We start from the raw sequence: 16,678 nt of genomic DNA, 5'->3' as shown, positions 1-16,678 counted from the left end.
CTCCTATGCAGAAAGAGAAGATGGATAGTTGAGGTAGACGGTCTCGCCGCGAGTGAAGCGATGCGGTGAATACGCCACCCACGGCTCCTCGGACCCGGGAACATCGCAGCGCAACTCGTAGCGCCCACCGATGTAGTGAGCGCCAAGAACCTGCGCCTCGACCCGGCGCGGGGAGGCGCCGGTGTCCTCCTCCGCAGTGGTGACGGTGAGATTTTCTGGACGCACATTGGGCAGCTGTGGGTGGCGATTCATGGTGCCTACAAAGCCAGCGATGAAATCGGTGGCCGGCTTTTCATAAATGGTGACCGGATCCGCGAATTGTTCGATGTGGCCCTGGTTCATGACAACGACGCGATCCGACATGGCAAGTGCCTCGGCTTGGTCGTGCGTGACGTAGATGACCGTGAGCCCCAGCTCCTGTGCCAGCTGGGTGAGCTCTGCGCGGATTTGCACGCGCAGCGCGGCGTCGAGGGCGGAGAGCGGCTCATCCATAAGCAGGACATCTGGATTAGAAACCAACGCGCGGGCGATGGCAACGCGCTGCTGTTGGCCACCGGAAAGTTGGTTCGGCCGCGCCTTCGCCTTGGAAGCGATGCCCACCATGTCCATGCAGGCGCGGACTTTCTCGGCCCGCTGGCCTGCCGCCACCTTATTGCCTGGGGTGGTCAGCGGAAACTCGATATTCTTTTCCACCGTCATGTGCGGCCACAGTGCGAGGTCTTGGAAGACCATAGACAGCCGGCGCTTATTGACGGCCACGTTGGTTCGTGGACCAAATACCTCCATCTCTCCGAAGGAGATGGTTCCCGCGTCAGGCGTTTCTAATCCGGCTATGCAGCGCAACAGGGTGGACTTACCGCAGCCGGAGGGACCCAGAATAGAGATGAATTCACCGCGGTTGATACTTAGATCGGTCTCGTGGAGGCCCGTATTATCGGCGAATTCGCGCTTAACGCCGCGCAAGATGACGTGGGGTGAGTTCATAATCAGCGAAATACTTTCTTCAAGAAATAACCTCGAAAAAGATAAGGCCGCAATATTGCATGTGGGTGACGTGAAGATGGAAAGAAATAAAAGCTTTAATTAACGGCACGCAAACACCCAGGAGTGCATGTGGAGGTGCGCCTATTAGACTGGGCCGCATGCAACGCTGGGTTCTACACATCGACATGGACGCGTTTTTCGCCTCCGTCGAGCAGCTGACCCGGCCTACCCTGCAGGGGCGTCCCGTCCTGGTGGGAGGTACCAGCGGGCGCGGCGTGGTGGCCGGCGCCTCCTATGAGGCGCGCGTGTACGGTGCGCATTCGGCCATGCCGATGTACCGCGCGCAGCAGCTTGTTGGACTTCGCGCGGTGGTGGTGCAGCCGCGCCGGGCAGTCTATTCAGCAGCCTCGCGGCGCGTATTTGGCATCATCGCGCAACACGTGGAGGTTATCGAGCAGCTTTCTATCGATGAAGCCTTTATGGAACCCGCCGCCTTGGAAGGAGCGAGCGCGGAGGAGGTCAAGCGCTGGGCGGATGAGCTGCGCGCGCTCATTCGGGAGGAGACGGGTCTGCCGTGCTCCATTGGGGCGGGCTCGGGCAAACAATTTGCCAAGATTGGCTCCGGCGAAGCGAAGCCCGACGGCACCTTTGTTATTCCGGCGGAGCGCCAGCTAGATATGCTGCACCCCCTTGCGGTGAACAAGCTGTGGGGAGTCGGCCCGGTGACTGGGGCGAAGCTCAAGTCCATCGGCGTAGAAACCATTGGGCAGCTAGCGGCGATGACGCGCAAGGAAGTAGAGATTTCCATCGGCAGTGTGGTGGGGCTGCAGCTGTGGCAGCTGGCCCGCGGCATTGATGACCGTGAGGTGGCGCCGCGCGCTATTTCTAAACAGATTTCTACCGAGCACACCTACCCGAAAGACCTGCAGACCGCCCCTGAGGTCGATGCAGCCATCACTCGCGCGGCGGAGGGTGCGCACCGCCGGTTGCTTAAGGATGGGCGCGGCGCGCGCACCGTAACGGTAAAGCTGCGCATGGCGGATTTTCATATCGAATCGCGCTCGACCACCTTGCCCTACGCGACTGACGACGCCGCCGTGCTCACCGCCGCCGCCTTCAAGCTTGCCCGCTACCCCGATGAGCTGGGGCCCATCCGCCTGGTAGGGGTGAGCTATTCCGGGCTAGAGACCGCTCGCCAAGACGTGCTTTTTCCGGAGCTCGACCGCGAAATAGTGCGCCCTGCACCGGCGGATACGGACTATGAAACTGGGGTGAGCGACGACGCAACACCGGCCATTCCAGCGCCTACGGTGACGGTGGAGGAAGAAACCGATAACCAGTGGCACGCCACGCAGGATGTTTTCCACCCTGATTACGGCCACGGTTGGATTCAAGGCGCCGGCCACGGGGTAGTCAGCGTGCGCTTTGAAACCCGCGCCACGGGTCCTGGCCGCACCAAATCCTTCGCGGCTAATGATCCCGCGCTCGTGCCAGCAGACCCGCTCGACTCGCTGGATTGGCAAGACTGGCTGACCAGCGAGGACTAGCCCTCCTGAGCAAAAAGCTCTGCCGGATCGGTGCCGGTGGCCAGCGCCGCCGCGAGCAGGATTCGCGCTTGGCTCGGGCGGAACCATCCGGCGTTGATGGCGCCGCGTTTCCCTAGGCTCGCGCCACCGCCGTCGCCACCGTAAGCCAGCGCCGTCGGGCCATAGGGGGTGCGGGTAGAAATGATGACGGGGAGGCCGGCGTGGAGGGCGTCGGCAAGCGCGCGGCCCATGTCCTCGCCCATATTTCCCGAGCCCATGGCCTCCACAATGAGACCGGTGGTGGGGGAGTTTACGACGGCGTCGACCAGCAGGCGCCCCGCTCCCGGATAGGCGGGGATGATCTCGATACGCTGCGACGCCAGCGGGGCAGGATGCAACCGAGGGGTAGTGCCAGGAACGGGCAGCGACTCAAACCCGCGCAGGTCACTGGTGTGACGCTTGCGCGCACCGCGCGCCGGGATGGTCTCACCGCCAAAGCAGAGGAAAACCCCAGGGTGCCCGCTGGCCGCAAGCTCGCGGGCAGCCCGCAGATTGGTGGGGCCGTCCGCCGCGGGGTGATCGTAGGCGCGCTGCGCGCCCGTAAGCACGATGGGCTTTTCCCCTCCACAGAAAATCTCCAACGCCAGCGCGGTTTCCTCCATGGAGTCGGTGCCATGGGTGATGATCACGCCACCGATGTCCTCGCGCGCGGTGTGCTCGTTGACCACCGCAATGAGCTCATCGAGGTCCGCCAGGGTAATAGAGGACGAGTCGAGCTGGCGAAACTCCACTACCTCGGCGTCGATTTCAGCGGCAAGGTCCGCGCCGGAGATTGTGGGAACCAGGGAACCATCGGCCACGGTGGTGCACGCGATCGTGCCGCCGGTGGCGATCAAAGCAAGTCGGGTCATGCACTCAAGGTTAAAGAAATCTCCGCCCACGCGGCGGGCGCAGCCCGGAAAAGGCTGGTGCAGCTGTAAACTGATGGGAGTTTAGAACCCAGACGTGAGGAGTTAGAAGTGAAATTCCGCAAGTTTAGCGCCGCGTGCCTCGCACTGACCGCGGCCACCGCCCTGGCCGCCTGCTCTTCCGACGACGAGCAGGACGATACCGCCGCCACCAACACCGAGGCGCAGGAATCCGCCTCTTCCGACGGCGATTCCGCCGCCCCAGCGCTGCCATCCCCGGCGGATCTCAACGCCATCCTGGCCAAGGCCACGGATCCGAACGCCTCTGAGCAGGAAAAGACCGCCACCGTGCAGGGCGGCGAGACCGCACCGGAAATCTTTGACACCATGGCACAGTCCAAGGCGGAATCCGGCGCCGAGTTCGAGGTCGTCGATCCTGTGCTTCCGGGCTATGACCCGCAGTCCGTGCTGACCACCGTGAACTTCACCACCGCTGACGGCCAGCAGCAGACCGCTGAACAGGTGGAATTCGTGTACGAAGACGGCACCTGGAAGCTCTCCAAGGCGTGGGCTTGCACGCTCATCCAAAACACCGTGCCGCCGGAGCAGGTTCCGGAAATGTGCGCGGATACCGGCGCCGGTGCCTCTGCACCCGCCCCGGCACCGGCCGAGGGCGATGCTGCCCCGGCTGAAGGCGACGCCCCGGCTGCCGGCGCCGAGCAAGCTCCAGCCGAGGCCCCTGTAGAAGCCCCGGCCGAGTAACTAGGTGAAGTTCAGCTCCGTCAGGCTCGACTGCACCACGCGCAGCTCCGAGCCGGCGGCGCCATAAATGACCTTCGTGTCGAAAGACACGTCACCGCCCACGGGCAGCGGCTTGCTCAGGTCCACCGTGATGTTGCCCTTGGACTGGGTGCGGGAGTCCACAACCTTGAGCTCCTTGTCCTCCAACTCCGTGCCCTGGGCCTGGCCCTCAAAGGACAGCGCGCCTAGCGACGGCCGCTGTTCTACCTCTACGTTGAGCTTGACCTGGTCGCCCTCGATGGAAGCGACCGTATAGCGCGTGGTCTGCAGCAGGGTGGACTCGCCGGTAACGCGCGAATCCACCGTCCAGCTCGCGCCCTTACCCACCTCCTCGGAGGGGAAAACCACGGGCAGGGCCGTCAGCTTCATGATCGCCTGTTCGACAGAGCCACGGGCTTCATCCGTGGCCTCTTGGGGTGCGGCAAGGCGCAAGGAATTCATCTGGCCGGTATTTTGGCCGCGCCAGCCAAATTGAAATCCCTCGGCTGAGGAGACGTCGGTGTCGCCAGAAGTTTCCGGCGCACCAGCCGTGACGAAGGCATTGCGGGTGGCCGGCAGCTGATCTTCGACGTCCTCGCTGGCCTTATCTACCTTGGCCGATAGCGGCAGGGTAGTGGTGGTGGATTTGACGTCGGAGGCCTGAAACTTCTCGGCCGCGGACTTTTTGAGCAAGTCCTGCGAAAAACCCTCGGTAACGCGGTAGTTCACGTCCTGCGTGGAGTCGATATCGCGGTATTCTAGGAGCTTTTTCTCCCCGGTGCCGGGATTGTCCACGGTGACGCGTGGGGCGTCGATAGTCAGGCCCACGGGCTGTTCTACCGCGGGTCCCGGCTTTTCATAGGAACACGCCGTAAGCGCTACGGCGGCTGTGGTCAGGGCTGCAAAAACTTTGACTCGAAACACGCTTACCAAAATACCGGACGCTCCCGTTTAGAATAGAGCGGGTGAGTCAAAAACGAAGGAGCAAGACAGGACTTATCGCCGCGGTAGTCATTGCCGTGGCGCTGGTGGACCAAGCCGTAAAACAAATAATGCTCTCCACCCTTACGGAGGGCGAGCCCCTGCCAGTTATTGGGGATTGGTTCCGGTTTACCCTGCTTTTTAACCCTGGCGCCGCCTTTTCCATGGGCGGGGAGGGATCGACGTGGCTTTTTACCACCATCCAGCTGGTCTTTGTGCTCGGCGTGGCCATTGCCGCCCCGCGCATTACCCACTCCGGCCAGGCGGTAGGCCTAGCGCTCATTGCCGGTGGCGCGCTGGGTAATTTCGCCGACCGCATCTTCCGCGCCCCTGGCTTCTGGTTCGGGCACGTGGTGGACTATATTTCGGTCGGCTCTTTCGCCGTGTTTAATATCGCGGACGCGGCCATTACCTGCGGCGTGGTGGTCTTCATCATCGCCATGGTGCTGGAGGAAAGGAAGGCCGAGCATGAATAGGCAGATGCGCAGCTTCCCCATTCCTGAAGGCCTAGAAGGCATGCGTGCCGACGCCGCCCTGGCCAAGCTCCTTGGCCTTTCCCGCAGCGCCACCGCGCAGTTGTGCGCCGAGGGCAGCGTGACCATCGATTCCCAGGAGCTGGGCAAGTCCGAGCGTTTGATTTCCGGCAACGTGGTCTCCGTGCTTTTGCCGGAGCCAGAAAAGCCGCTGCTGCCGCGCGAAGAGCTGGTCGAGGGCATGGACGTGCTTTACAACGATGCCGATATCATCTGCGTGCATAAGCCGGTGGGCGTGGCCGCGCACCCCAGCGTGGGGTGGGACGGGCCGACGGTGATTGGTGGGCTGCGCGCGGCCGGTTATACCGTGGCTTCGTCCGGGCCGACCGAGCGCCAGGGCATCGTGCACCGCCTCGATGTGGGCACGTCAGGCGTGATGGTCGTGGCTTCCTCGGAGCGCGCCTATTCCGCGCTCAAGCACGCCTTTAAGTACCGCAGCGTGAAAAAGACCTACCACGCCGTGGTGCAGGGGCTGCCGGATCCCATCGAGGGCACCGTTGATGCGCCCATCGGCCGCCACCCCAAGTCGGGCTGGAAATTCGCCGTGCTTGACGACGGCAAAGCGGCCATCACCCATTACAGCCTCATCGAGGCCTTCCGCGAGGCCAGCCTCATCGAGGTGCACCTAGAGACCGGCCGCACCCACCAGATTCGCGTGCACATGTCCGCCACCGGCCACCCGTGCGTGGGCGACCCAATGTACGGCTCGGATCCCAACTTGGCTAAGCGCCTTGGGCTTCAGCGTCAATGGCTGCACGCGGTAAAGCTCGGCTTTACCCACCCCGGCACCGGCAAGTGGTTCGAGATTGAAGCGCCGTACCCGGCCGATCTCGAGCACGCTTTGGAGGTTCTGCGGGGATGAGGAAGGTCTACCGGCGGCGTCGGCTAGCGGCCCTGGCGGTGCTTGCGGTGCTTTTCTTGGCCGCGCTCGCGCTTTTTGGCGCCCTAGGGACCCAGGCTTCTTCGCAAGTACAAGGCGATCAGCTCGGACCGGATGGCGAGACGCGCGCGGAGTATATTGCGCGCGTATCCGGTAGCGACATTCCGGACGCGCCTGCCTACGCCCTTGTTACCTTCGACGAGGATTTGCCACCCGTAGCCGCCGCGGCCGCCGTCGCCGCCGCCCCGCGCATGGATGCCATCCTTATCGGCTCCACCGCCCCCATTGACGTCCCCGAACCCACCGCCGGCGAGGACCGCGCCGCTGTCATCCAACGCGCCTTCGACCGCATCGATGCCTCCTATGGCCAGCGCCCCTCCGCGGTGAGCGCCGCCGTGGTGTGGGGGTCGGGCGCGCAGCTTGCCGACGTCGCCTCCACCCCCTCCGTCGCCGCCGTCGAACCCGCACCCGCGGACGCCGCCTGGGGCAGCTTCGCCATCCGCCCTCCCAGCTAATATCGCCCTCCTGGGACCTGTGGCGCGCGGTGGCCGCCCAGCGCTTTTAGCATAGAGGGCATGGAACACATTCGGGCTTATATCGCGGCGCTCAACTCGGCGATGGACATCCTCGCCGAGGCCGCCGATGCCTCCGCCGCGGACCTTACCGCCGCTGGCATGCCCGATGCCACGGCTGACACTATTGCGCAGCTCGCGCAGGTCTACTTCGGGACCACCAGCTTTCGCCGCCGCCAACGCCGCGCGGTGGACGGGGCCCGCCGCAACCGGCATTCGCTGCCGACGCTGGCGGTCATCGAAAAGCATGCCCGGCGCGCGCCCACGCAAGCCCGCGCCTGGGCCCTGCGCGCCGAGCTCACCCATATCGCGTGCGATACGCGGGAGATGGACAGGCATGCCCGCAAGAAGCTGCGCGAGATGCGCGCGCCGCGCGAACCCAAGCCGGGGGTGCGGTTGCGGCGCCGCGCCGCCGGCAAACCCTGGACGCTGTCCATCACTGGGCCGTCCGCACTCATCGCCGAGTTACACCAGCATGCCGGTTCGCTTGCCGACGTCGCCTCCCTCTTCCGCACCGGTACCGGCGCCGCAGCCGTGCGCACCAATGTTGTAGTGCCACTGGATAAGTTGGTCGGCGTGGCCCATGGCAGCGACGATGTGGTGTTGACCATGACCAATGGCGCGCAGATTACGGGTGCTGAATTGGCCCAGCGTGCGCTTGCCGAGGAGGGATTTGTCACCCTGCTCCACCCCGTAGAGGGCCCAGTGAACCTGTACCGCATGCGCCGTGGGGCCACCTGGAAGCAGTTCATGATGGCCGCGGCGGAAAATCCCACCTGCCCGGTCAAGGGATGCAATAAGCCCGCCGATGAGTGCCAGGTTCACCACATCTTCAGTTGGGCCGGCGGCGGGTGGACCAATGCGAAGAACCTCACCACCGCTTGTGCCTATCACAATGGTCGCAATGACGACCACCGCACCGGCCCGCCGCGCAATGGCCGCTTCGAGCGCACCGCCCGCGGCGTTCGCTGGGTTAACCCCTGGGATCCGCCCCCACCGGACCTCGTCGATACCGGGCCCACGAATACGACCACCGCGTAGACTAGACCTATGTCCTCACGCCAGCCCTTTTCGCAGTGGATGCCCAACTACAAATTTGGCTATATCGCCGCGTGGGTCGCGGTGGTGGTTTCCGGCATCGCGCTTTTCATCGGCCTTGTCACCGGCGGCACCCCGATGACGCTGGTGTTTTCCGGGATCGTATGTGCCTATGGCATTTTTCTCGTCGTGGTGATGCCGCGCTGGGCGCTGCGCGCAGAAGAGGAACAGGCGGCGCGTCGCCGCGCCCGCGCCGCCCGCGAGGAACTTAAGCGCTCCTAGCCATGCGCACCAAGTCGGCGACGTAAATCGCCACCGCCACGCCGATGATGCCGAAGCCGATCCAGCGGTGCGTCGAAAAGTGCTCGTGGGTGACAAAAAGCGCCCACAGCATCTGCATGATGGGGGTGAGGTATTGGAGCATGCCGATCGTCGATAAGCGCAGCGTCCGTGCGCCCTCCGCAAAGCAGAGGAGCGGCAGCGCGGTAATCAAGCCGGCGCTAACTAAAAGCAGCGCGTGGCCGACTCCCTCGCTGGCGAACGTGCCCTGGCCGCTTGTTTCTAGCCACAGGATGTAGCCCACCGCCAGCGGTGACATCACGAGCGCCTCCGCTGCGACCGAGACGGCCGAGGATACCCGGACCTGCTTTTTGAGCAGCCCATAAAAGCCGAAGCTGAAGGCCAGCAGCAGCGAAATGTATGGCGCCTGGCCGGTAAAGAACGTCAAATACAGCACCGCGATGGCCGCAACCCCTACAGCGCCGGCCTGCCATGGCCGCAGTCGTTCCTTCAAAAACACCATGCCGAGGGCGACCGAAACCAGGGGATTGATGAAATACCCAAGCGCCGCATCGGCCACGTGGTTGCTATTAATCGCCACCACGTAGGTGCCCCAATTGACCGTGATGAATACACCCGCGGCCGCAAGCCAACCCCACGTGCGCTTGTCCATGCGCGCCATTTCGCGCCACCGGCCGCCGAGGAGCAAAAATCCGGTGACTAACACCGCGGTCCACAGCACGCGGTGAGCCAAGATTTCTAGCGGCGATGCCGGCAGCAACAGAGGGAAGAACGCGGGGAAAATCCCCACATGATGTAGGCGGCGAGCGTGTAGAGCATCACAAAAAAATAGCCCATTTTGACCGCCCCGCTATGATGAGCCGCATGGCCAAAAACTCCTCCTTCGTCCACCTGCACAACCACACCGAGTTTTCCATGCTGGACGGCATGGCCAAGGTCGATATGCTGGCCGACGAGGTGGTTCGCCAAGAAATGCCGGCCGTCGGTATGACCGACCACGGCAATATGTATGGCTCTGATGCTTTCTACCGCCGCATGACCGGTGCCGGCGTCAAGCCGATCATCGGCATCGAGGCCTATATGGCGCCTGAATCCCGCTTCAATAAGAAGCGCGTGCTGTGGGGCACGCCGGATCAAAAGCGCGACGACGTCTCCGCGTCCGGTGCCTACCTCCACCAAACGATGATCGCGGAGAATGCCACCGGCCTGCGCAACCTCTTTACCTTGTCCTCGCTGGCTTCCTACGAAGGCCAGTTGGGCAAGTGGCCGCGCATGGACGCCGAGCTCATCGCCGAGCACGCAGACGGCATCATCGCCACCACCGGTTGCCCCTCCGGCGACGTCCAGACCCGCCTGCGCCTCGGCCAGTTCAACGAGGCGCTGGAGGCCGCGGCCATGTGGCAGGACATCTACGGCAAGGACAACTTCTTTTTGGAGTTGATGGACCATGGGCTGGACATCGAAAAGCGCACACGCGATGGCCTGCTAGAAATCGGCCGCAAGCTGGACTTGCCGCCGCTGGTGACCAATGACTGCCACTACGTGTTGGAGTCCCAGGCGCCGGCGCACGAGGCGATGCTGTGCGTGCAGACCGGCAAGACGTTCATGGATCCGGACCGCTTCAAGTTCGGCGGCACCGGCTACTACATTAAGTCGGCCGCGCAGATGCGCGAGACCTGGGACGATATGATTCCAGATGGCTGCGATAACACCCTGTGGATTGCCGAGCGCGTGCAGGACTACGGCGAGATCTGGGAAGAACACACCCACGATCGCATGCCTATTGCCGACGTCCCCGAGGGCCACACCCCAACCTCCTGGCTCACCCATGAGGTGATGGAGGGCCTGCAAAAGCGCTTCCCCGGCCAGGATGTACCGGAGGAATATATCGAGCGCGCCAAGTATGAGATCTCCGTTATCGAGATGAAGGGCTACCCGTCCTACTTCCTCATCGTGGCCGAGCTCATTAAGCACGCGCGCTCCGTGGGCATTCGTGTGGGGCCGGGCCGTGGCTCGGCGGCCGGTGCGCTCGTCGCCTACGCGCTGACCATTACCAATATCGACCCGCTGGAGCACGATCTCCTCTTCGAGCGATTCTTGAACCCAGAACGCCCGTCCGCACCCGATATCGATATCGACTTCGACGACCGCCGTCGCGGTGAAATGATCACCTATGCGGCCGAGCGCTGGGGCGAGGACAAGGTGGCGCAGGTGATTACCTTCGGCACGGTGAAAACCAAGCAGGCCATTAAGGACTCGGCCAAGGTGCACTTTGGCCAGCCCGGCTTCCAGATGGCCGACCGCATCAACGGCGCGCTGCCGCCGGCCATCATGGCCAAGGACATTCCGCTTAAGGGCATCACGGACCCGGACCACGAGCGCTACTCCGAGGCCGCCGAGGTCCGCCAGATGGTGGAATCCGACCCGGACGTGAAAAAGATTTATGACACGGCGCGGGGCTTGGAGGGCGTCGTCAGGCAGGCGGGCGTGCACGCCTGTGCGGTGATTATGGCTTCGGTCCGGCTCATGGACCACATTCCTATGTGGAAGCGCCCGGCCGACGGCGCTTATATCACCGGCTGGGATTACCCGGCCTGCGAGGCCATCGGCCTGCTGAAGATGGACTTTTTGGGCCTGCGCAACCTCACCGTTATCGGCGATGCGATTGAAAACATCAAGCGCAACCGCGGCGAAGAAATCCACTTGGAGCAGCTGCATGCCGACGACCCCAAGGTCTCCAAGGTCTATGACCTCCTCTCGCGCGGCGATACGCTGGGCGTCTTCCAGCTCGACTCCGGCGGCATGCAGGAGCTGCTCAAGCGCATGAAGCCGACCGGCTTTAAGGATATTGTGGCCTCCCTTGCGCTCTACCGCCCAGGCCCGATGGGTGTGAACGCCCACTGGGACTACGCGGACCGTAAGAACGGCCGCAAGGAAATCACCCCAATTCACCCGGAGTTGGAAGAGCCGCTCAAGGAAATCCTGGATGAGACCTACGGCCTTATCGTCTACCAGGAGCAGATCATGCGTATCTCGCAGAAGGTCGCCAACTACACGGCCGGCGAGGCAGATGGTTTCCGTAAGGCAATGGGTAAGAAGAAGCCCGAAGTGCTGGCCCAGCAGTACGACAAGTTCTGGGGCGGCATGCAAGAAAACGGCTACTCCAAGTCCGCCATGGACGCGCTGTGGGGCACCATCGAGCCCTTCGCGTCCTACGCGTTTAACAAGTCCCACGCCGCGGGCTACGGCTTGGTGTCCTTCTGGACGGCCTACCTCAAGGCTTACTACGCGCCGGAATACATGGCCGCGCTGCTGACCTCGGTGGGCGATAAGAAAGATAAGTCCGCCATCTACCTATCGGACTGCCGCCACCTGGGCATCAAGGTGCTGCCGCCGTCCGTCAATGAGTCCGAGGAGGACTTCCAGGCGGTGGGAGAGGATATCCGCTTCGGCATGGGCGCTATCCGCAATGTGGGCTCGGAAGTGGTGGAATCCATCATCAAATCCCGCCACGACAAGGGCGCGTTTACCTCCTTTAGCGATTACCTGGACAAGATCGAGCTCGCTGCCTGCACCAAGCGCGTGACAGAAGCGCTGATTAAGGCCGGCGCCTTCGATGACTTGAACCACCCGCGCAAGGGCCTCATGCTCATCCACGAGGACGCGGTGGATGCGGTGCAAACCACCAAGAAGGCCGCGGATAAGGGACAGTTCGATCTCTTCGCTGGAATTGGCGGGGGAGAGGACGACGCGGCTTCCAACGCTTTTGCCTTGGACATTCCAGAAGACAACTGGGATCGCAAACACGAGCTCGCCCTCGAGCGCGAAATGCTGGGCCTGTACGTTTCCGGCCACCCTCTCGATGGCTTCGAGGAGGCGCTAGCCGCGCAGACGGATACCCCGCTGACCAAGATCCTCAACGACGAGGTGCATAACGGCCAAGAGCTCATCATCGGCGGCATCATTTCGGGCGTGGACCGTCGCTTTTCCAAGCGCGATGGCTCGCCGTGGGCCATTGTCACGGTGGAAGACCATAACGGCGCGCAGGTGGAAATTCTGGTATTCAACAAGGTGTACTCTCTCGTCGCCCCGCAGATTGTCGAGGACAATATCATCCTCGCGCGAGTGAACGTTAAGGTGCGCGATGAGCGCCGCTCGCTGTTCTGCTCCGATATCCGCGTGCCGGAGCTGGGCCCGGGCGGCGGCGCCGGCCTGCCGCTGCGCCTGACCATGCGCACGGATCAGTGCACCATGGAAAACATTGCCCGCCTCAAGCAGGTCCTGCTCAAGAACCAGGGCGAGTCGGATGTGTACCTCGAGCTTGTCGACGGCTCCGAGTCCACCACCATGATCCTCGGCGACCACCTGCGTGTGGAGCGATCCGGCAACCTCATGGGTGACCTTAAGGCCACCATGGGCGCGGGCATATTAGGCTGAATTTAAACTCGGCGGCGGCAGGCACCCTCCACTAATCTAGACAGCACAGTCTATATCGATGGAGGAAACCTAATGATGAACAAGATTCGCACCACCCACGTCGGCTCACTGCCGCGCACCCCGGAACTGCTGGAAGCCAACCTGCAGCGCGGGGAGCTGCCGGCCGCGGAGTTTCAGGGGATTTTGGAGGCTGCGGTGGCAGACGTCGTCAAGCGGCAGCTCGATCTCGGCCTCGATATCATTAACGAGGGCGAGTACGGCCATATCACCTCTGGCGCGGTGGATTATGGCGCGTGGTGGAATTATTCGTTTAGCCGCCTAGGCGGGCTGACGATGACGGATACCGACCGCTGGGAATCGGCCGAGGTGGTGCGCTCCAAGCCGGGTGAGCCGCGGCTGACGTCGTTTATTGATCGCCGCGACCGCGCGTTGTTCTCGGAGGCCTATAATGACCCGGATTCCGGCATCTTCACCGGCCGCGCCAAGGTGGCGAACCCAGAGTTCACCGGCCCTGTGACCTACATCGGCCAGGACGAGGTTGCCGCCGATGTGCGCCTGCTTGCCGACGCCCTCCCGGCTGGCACCCCCGGCTTCGTCGCCGCCCTTTCGCCCGGCTCGGCCGCGCGCCTGACCAACCGCTACTACGACGATGAGCATGAGCTGCTTGCCGACGTCGGCCGCGCCATGCGCACCGAATACCAGGCCATCACCGATGCCGGGCTCACCGTACAATTCGACGCGCCCGACCTGGCCGAGGCCTGGGACCAAATCAACCCGGAGCCGTCCGTGGAAGACTTCCGCGGTTTCATTCGCGAGCGCATCGACGTCCTCAATGATTCCATCGCCGGCCTGCCCAAGGAGCAAACGCGCCTGCATATCTGCTGGGGCTCCTGGCACGGCCCGCACGTTACCGACGTGCCCTTTGCGGATATCGTCGAGGAAATCCTGCGCGCCGAGGTCGGCGGTTTCTCCTTCGAGGCCGCTTCGCCGCGCCACGCGCATGAGTGGCGCGTGTGGCAGGACCACGCGCTGCCAGAGGGCACCGTGATTTACCCGGGCGTGGTCTCTCACTCCACCAACGCGGTAGAGCATCCGCGCCTCGTGGCCGATCGCATCATCCAATTCGCTGAGGTAGTCGGCCCCGAAAACGTCATCGCGTCGACCGATTGCGGCTTGGGCGGCCGCCTGCACCCCCAGATTGCCTGGGCGAAGTTGCAGTCCTTGGTCGAGGGCGCGGAGATTGCTACCCGCGAACTCTTCTAAAACACACAAAGCCGCTCCGGAGCTCCGGAGCGGCTAAATTATTCAGTGCTTAGAAGCGCACGCCCAGCTGCTTGAGGGCATTCTTCATCGGCTCCAGCACGGCCGGGTTCACCTTGGCAACCATGGTGAAGGCCTGCAGCAGCGCGGCAACGAGGCTGGCAGCCACGGTAACCCAGCTCATGACCTCGAGGAACTTCTCTGGGGAAGAGGAACCCCAGATAGGCAGGCGCTTGAGTGCCTCGATCTGTTGCGCCTCTGCTTCCTCGGCTACGCAGTCCGGCTCCTTTGGCATTCCGGAAGAGCCGTAGCCGTTGGCCAGGCCCTGCATGAGCTCCTGCGGGGTGCGGGCGGAAGATCCGAGCTCGCCGCTCTCAATCTTCTTGAGGTGCTCTTCCTTGGCGTTGTCGACCTCGGCCTGGCATTCGGCCGAAATCTCCTTCGGCTTATCTTCTGCGGCAGAAGCGGTTGCTGGTGCAACGAGGCCCGCTGCCACGGCGGTGGCGGCGACGAGCGAAGTGCTGAGACGGTTGCGCATGGTTCTCCTTTAGAGTGAGAGGTATTAGCCTCAAACAATTTAGCAGGTAAATCCCGGAAGGTCTATGGCAATAGCTTGCGCACCTGCGCCGGCAACAGCGCATAGAACTCGTCGACGGTCTTCGGCAGGAAGCCCAGCGCCCCGCCAATCAGGGCGCCAAGACCTACCAAACCAGCCACGATGCCCACGCCGGCAGCGACGCTGCTGCCGCTGCTGCTGTTGCTGGAACCGTCGGAGCTGCCGGATGCGGTAGGGGAGTCGGGGTTGTCGGAGGCGTCGGCAAGCAGGTCCTTGACGGAGAACACGGTGGTGGTGCCGGATACCTCGTTGCCGGCGATGAGAAGGGCGTCCTCGGCAGGGGAGTCAGCGGCGGGAACGAAGGCTAGACCCTCTGGTCCGAGGTCGCCGGCCTTGGTGGTTGCAGCAACATCGTCCTCGTCGTAGCCGACGGAGAAATCGCGATTGTTGACGTAGGTGACAAACTTTGCCTCGGCGGGGGTGGTTACGTCGTAGACAAAGATGCCGCCCACGCGCTCTGCGCCGATGAAGGCGTAGGTGCGCTCGCCAACCTTGCCGATGGTCAAGGCTTCCGGCTCTGGTCCCTTGTTATCGGAGCGGTCATCGAAATCCGGATCCTCGTTATCGGCGTTGAAGTTCAGGCCGGGCATATCCTTGGTGATGTTCTCGAAGTCCGCGCCGGAGTCGAAGACGACGTTGCCCTCGGCGTCGTAGATGCTAAAGGAGCGCGAGCCATAGGAATACAGGCCGTCGAAGCATTCCTTTTCTTCGTTCCAACCAGAAGCGTTGGTGAGCTTGAGGTTGCCGGCGAACTTCTTATCCTCAATGCCCTCGGGAAGCTCGAGATCGTCGCAGACCTTGCCGTCCTTTACTAGGTCCTTGAGCTCTACTTCGTCGGTATAGCCTCCCCACTCGCGAGCATCGCCCTCGTTGGCGGTGGCGAAATAAGTCTGGCCCTCCGACTCGAAGGCGCCGATGGAGTCCGGCATGGACAGGCCCTTGACCGGAATGGTGCGCAGCTCCGCGGCGTCATCCTTATTGGACGGATCCAGCGGCACCTGGGAGTGGTCCGCGATATGGGCGGGGATTACCTTTTCCACGGTGGCGGACTCGATATCGATGATCGCGATGGCGTTGTTTTCCTGCAGCGTGGCATAGGCCTTGCCGCCCGCGGAGGAGATGTATTCCGGTTCGAAGTCCCGGGAGGGCAGGTTGTGGTGCGCGGAGGGGCCGAAGACGCGGATCGAGGGGTCGAGGTCGGCGGTGTCAAAGGCGGCGAAGTCGGCCGTGTGGACGTCGCCAAGCGCGGGCGCTGCGACGTCCACGGGCAGGCTGATGACGGAAATGGAGCCCTCCGGGTCCTTGAGATAGGCGGTGCCCTCGGCGTTGAGGGCGTCGGAAGGCTCGCCCTCGTTGGCTACCAGCGCGTGGCGGCCGTCGGCGGTGAGGTGCACGTTATCGGGCAGGGCGCCTACGCCTACGCGCCCAAGCTCCTCGCCGGTTTCGGCATTGAAGAACAGCGCCTCGCCGTTGTCGGTTTTGTCCGCCTGCTGTACCGCGGCGACGGCCAGGCCATCGGGGCGCACGGCCACGGAGTTGATTTCCTTGTCCCCGCCGGCGGAGAGGGCGCCGATCTTGCGCGGCTGGGTGGGGTCGGAGGCGTCCAGGATATCGACCTCGCCGGAGCGCGCATTGACGGTGAGGATGCGCTGGGACGCAGCGTGGTAGGCGACGATTTCGGCGGCGGATTTGCCCAGCACGCCGGATTCATGGGAACCGATGGGGGTCAGCTGCAGTGCCGCGTTGGGGGCGGAGTGTTCCAGCACGTTATCCACGATGTGGGCGTGGGCGGCCGGGGCACAGGCGAGGACGAGCGAGGAGGTAACGCAGAGAGAGATGCGCTTGAGCATAAGTATTCCTTTC

General features: G+C 63.2%; 14 protein-coding genes and 1 pseudogene. 9 read left to right on the top strand and 6 right to left on the bottom strand.

Annotation, left to right across the window (positions count from 1 at the left end; all coding sequences use genetic code 11):
- Positions 1-3: 3 nt before the first annotated feature.
- A complete protein-coding gene (locus BJ985_RS04370) occupies positions 4-984 on the bottom strand; it encodes an ABC transporter ATP-binding protein (protein WP_179386709.1) in 981 nt (326 codons plus the stop codon).
- A gap of 158 nt (positions 985-1,142) precedes the next feature.
- On the opposite strand from BJ985_RS04370, the gene BJ985_RS04365 reads away from it, so the two are divergent.
- Positions 1,143-2,531, top strand: a complete 1,389-nt coding sequence (locus BJ985_RS04365; protein WP_005324549.1) for a DNA polymerase IV — start codon at positions 1,143-1,145, stop codon at positions 2,529-2,531.
- On the opposite strand, the gene BJ985_RS04360 is transcribed toward BJ985_RS04365, so the two are convergent.
- A complete protein-coding gene (locus BJ985_RS04360) occupies positions 2,528-3,421 on the bottom strand; it encodes an asparaginase (RefSeq protein WP_179386708.1) in 894 nt (297 codons plus the stop codon). The two genes, BJ985_RS04365 and BJ985_RS04360, sit on opposite strands and share 4 nt — an antisense overlap.
- Positions 3,422-3,529: 108 nt before the next feature.
- On the opposite strand from BJ985_RS04360, the gene BJ985_RS04355 reads away from it, so the two are divergent.
- Positions 3,530-4,180 (top strand): WKL family lipoprotein, encoded by a 651-nt coding sequence (locus tag BJ985_RS04355; protein ID WP_179386707.1) that lies wholly within the window; start codon positions 3,530-3,532, stop codon positions 4,178-4,180.
- Here BJ985_RS04355 and BJ985_RS04350 read toward each other — a convergent pair whose 3' ends face one another.
- A complete protein-coding gene (locus tag BJ985_RS04350; protein WP_179386706.1) occupies positions 4,181-5,122 on the bottom strand; it encodes a hypothetical protein in 942 nt (313 codons plus the stop codon). It abuts the gene before it with no gap.
- A 41-nt stretch (positions 5,123-5,163) separates the two neighbouring features.
- Here BJ985_RS04350 and lspA point away from each other — a divergent pair, with 41 nt between their 5' ends.
- From lspA to BJ985_RS04325, 5 genes are read left to right on the top strand one after another with little or no spacing between them, the layout of a single operon-like run.
- Positions 5,164-5,655 carry a signal peptidase II gene (lspA, locus tag BJ985_RS04345; RefSeq protein ID WP_373366767.1) on the top strand — a complete coding sequence of 164 codons (492 nt, stop codon included), beginning with the start codon at positions 5,164-5,166 and terminating at the stop codon, positions 5,653-5,655.
- A complete protein-coding gene (locus BJ985_RS04340; RefSeq protein ID WP_179386705.1) occupies positions 5,648-6,574 on the top strand; it encodes an RluA family pseudouridine synthase in 927 nt (308 codons plus the stop codon). Before lspA ends, BJ985_RS04340 begins: the two co-directional genes overlap by 8 nt.
- A complete protein-coding gene (locus BJ985_RS04335; protein WP_040425205.1) occupies positions 6,571-7,107 on the top strand; it encodes a hypothetical protein in 537 nt (178 codons plus the stop codon). Before BJ985_RS04340 ends, BJ985_RS04335 begins: the two co-directional genes overlap by 4 nt.
- Before the next feature lie 60 nt (positions 7,108-7,167).
- Positions 7,168-8,205, top strand: coding sequence for an HNH endonuclease signature motif containing protein (locus BJ985_RS04330; protein ID WP_179386704.1), 1,038 nt, complete (start codon positions 7,168-7,170; stop codon positions 8,203-8,205).
- A gap of 9 nt (positions 8,206-8,214) precedes the next feature.
- Entirely contained in the window at positions 8,215-8,484 is a 270-nt protein-coding gene (locus BJ985_RS04325) for a hypothetical protein (protein ID WP_005324562.1), read from the top strand.
- Here the strand turns inward: BJ985_RS04325 and rarD are convergent.
- Positions 8,471-9,321 (bottom strand): annotated as a pseudogene (gene rarD / locus BJ985_RS04320) (EamA family transporter RarD). The gene BJ985_RS04325 and the pseudogene rarD sit on opposite strands and share 14 nt — an antisense overlap.
- A 45-nt stretch (positions 9,322-9,366) precedes the next feature.
- On the opposite strand from rarD, the gene dnaE reads away from it, so the two are divergent.
- Together dnaE and BJ985_RS04310 are read left to right on the top strand one after the other, a co-directional pair.
- Positions 9,367-12,939, top strand: coding sequence for a DNA polymerase III subunit alpha (dnaE, locus tag BJ985_RS04315; RefSeq protein WP_005328847.1), 3,573 nt, complete (start codon positions 9,367-9,369; stop codon positions 12,937-12,939).
- Positions 12,940-13,011: 72 nt separating this feature from the next.
- Positions 13,012-14,202, top strand: coding sequence for a cobalamin-independent methionine synthase II family protein (locus BJ985_RS04310; protein WP_179386703.1), 1,191 nt, complete (start codon positions 13,012-13,014; stop codon positions 14,200-14,202).
- Positions 14,203-14,251: 49 nt separating this feature from the next.
- Here the strand turns inward: BJ985_RS04310 and BJ985_RS04305 are convergent, their stop codons facing one another.
- Both BJ985_RS04305 and BJ985_RS04300 read right to left on the bottom strand, forming a co-directional pair.
- Positions 14,252-14,737 carry a hypothetical protein gene (locus BJ985_RS04305; protein WP_005324567.1) on the bottom strand — a complete coding sequence of 162 codons (486 nt, stop codon included), beginning with the start codon at positions 14,735-14,737 and terminating at the stop codon, positions 14,252-14,254.
- Positions 14,738-14,799: 62 nt separating this feature from the next.
- A complete protein-coding gene (locus BJ985_RS04300; protein WP_179386702.1) occupies positions 14,800-16,665 on the bottom strand; it encodes a choice-of-anchor I family protein in 1,866 nt (621 codons plus the stop codon).
- Positions 16,666-16,678 lie beyond the last annotated feature (13 nt).

It is taken from the genome of Corynebacterium tuberculostearicum, assembly GCF_013408445.1.
Taxonomy (GTDB): Bacteria; Actinomycetota; Actinomycetes; order Mycobacteriales; family Mycobacteriaceae; genus Corynebacterium; species Corynebacterium tuberculostearicum.
The sequence above is the reverse complement of the archived record's forward strand: the minus strand, read 5'-3'. Positions and strand labels throughout refer to the sequence as shown.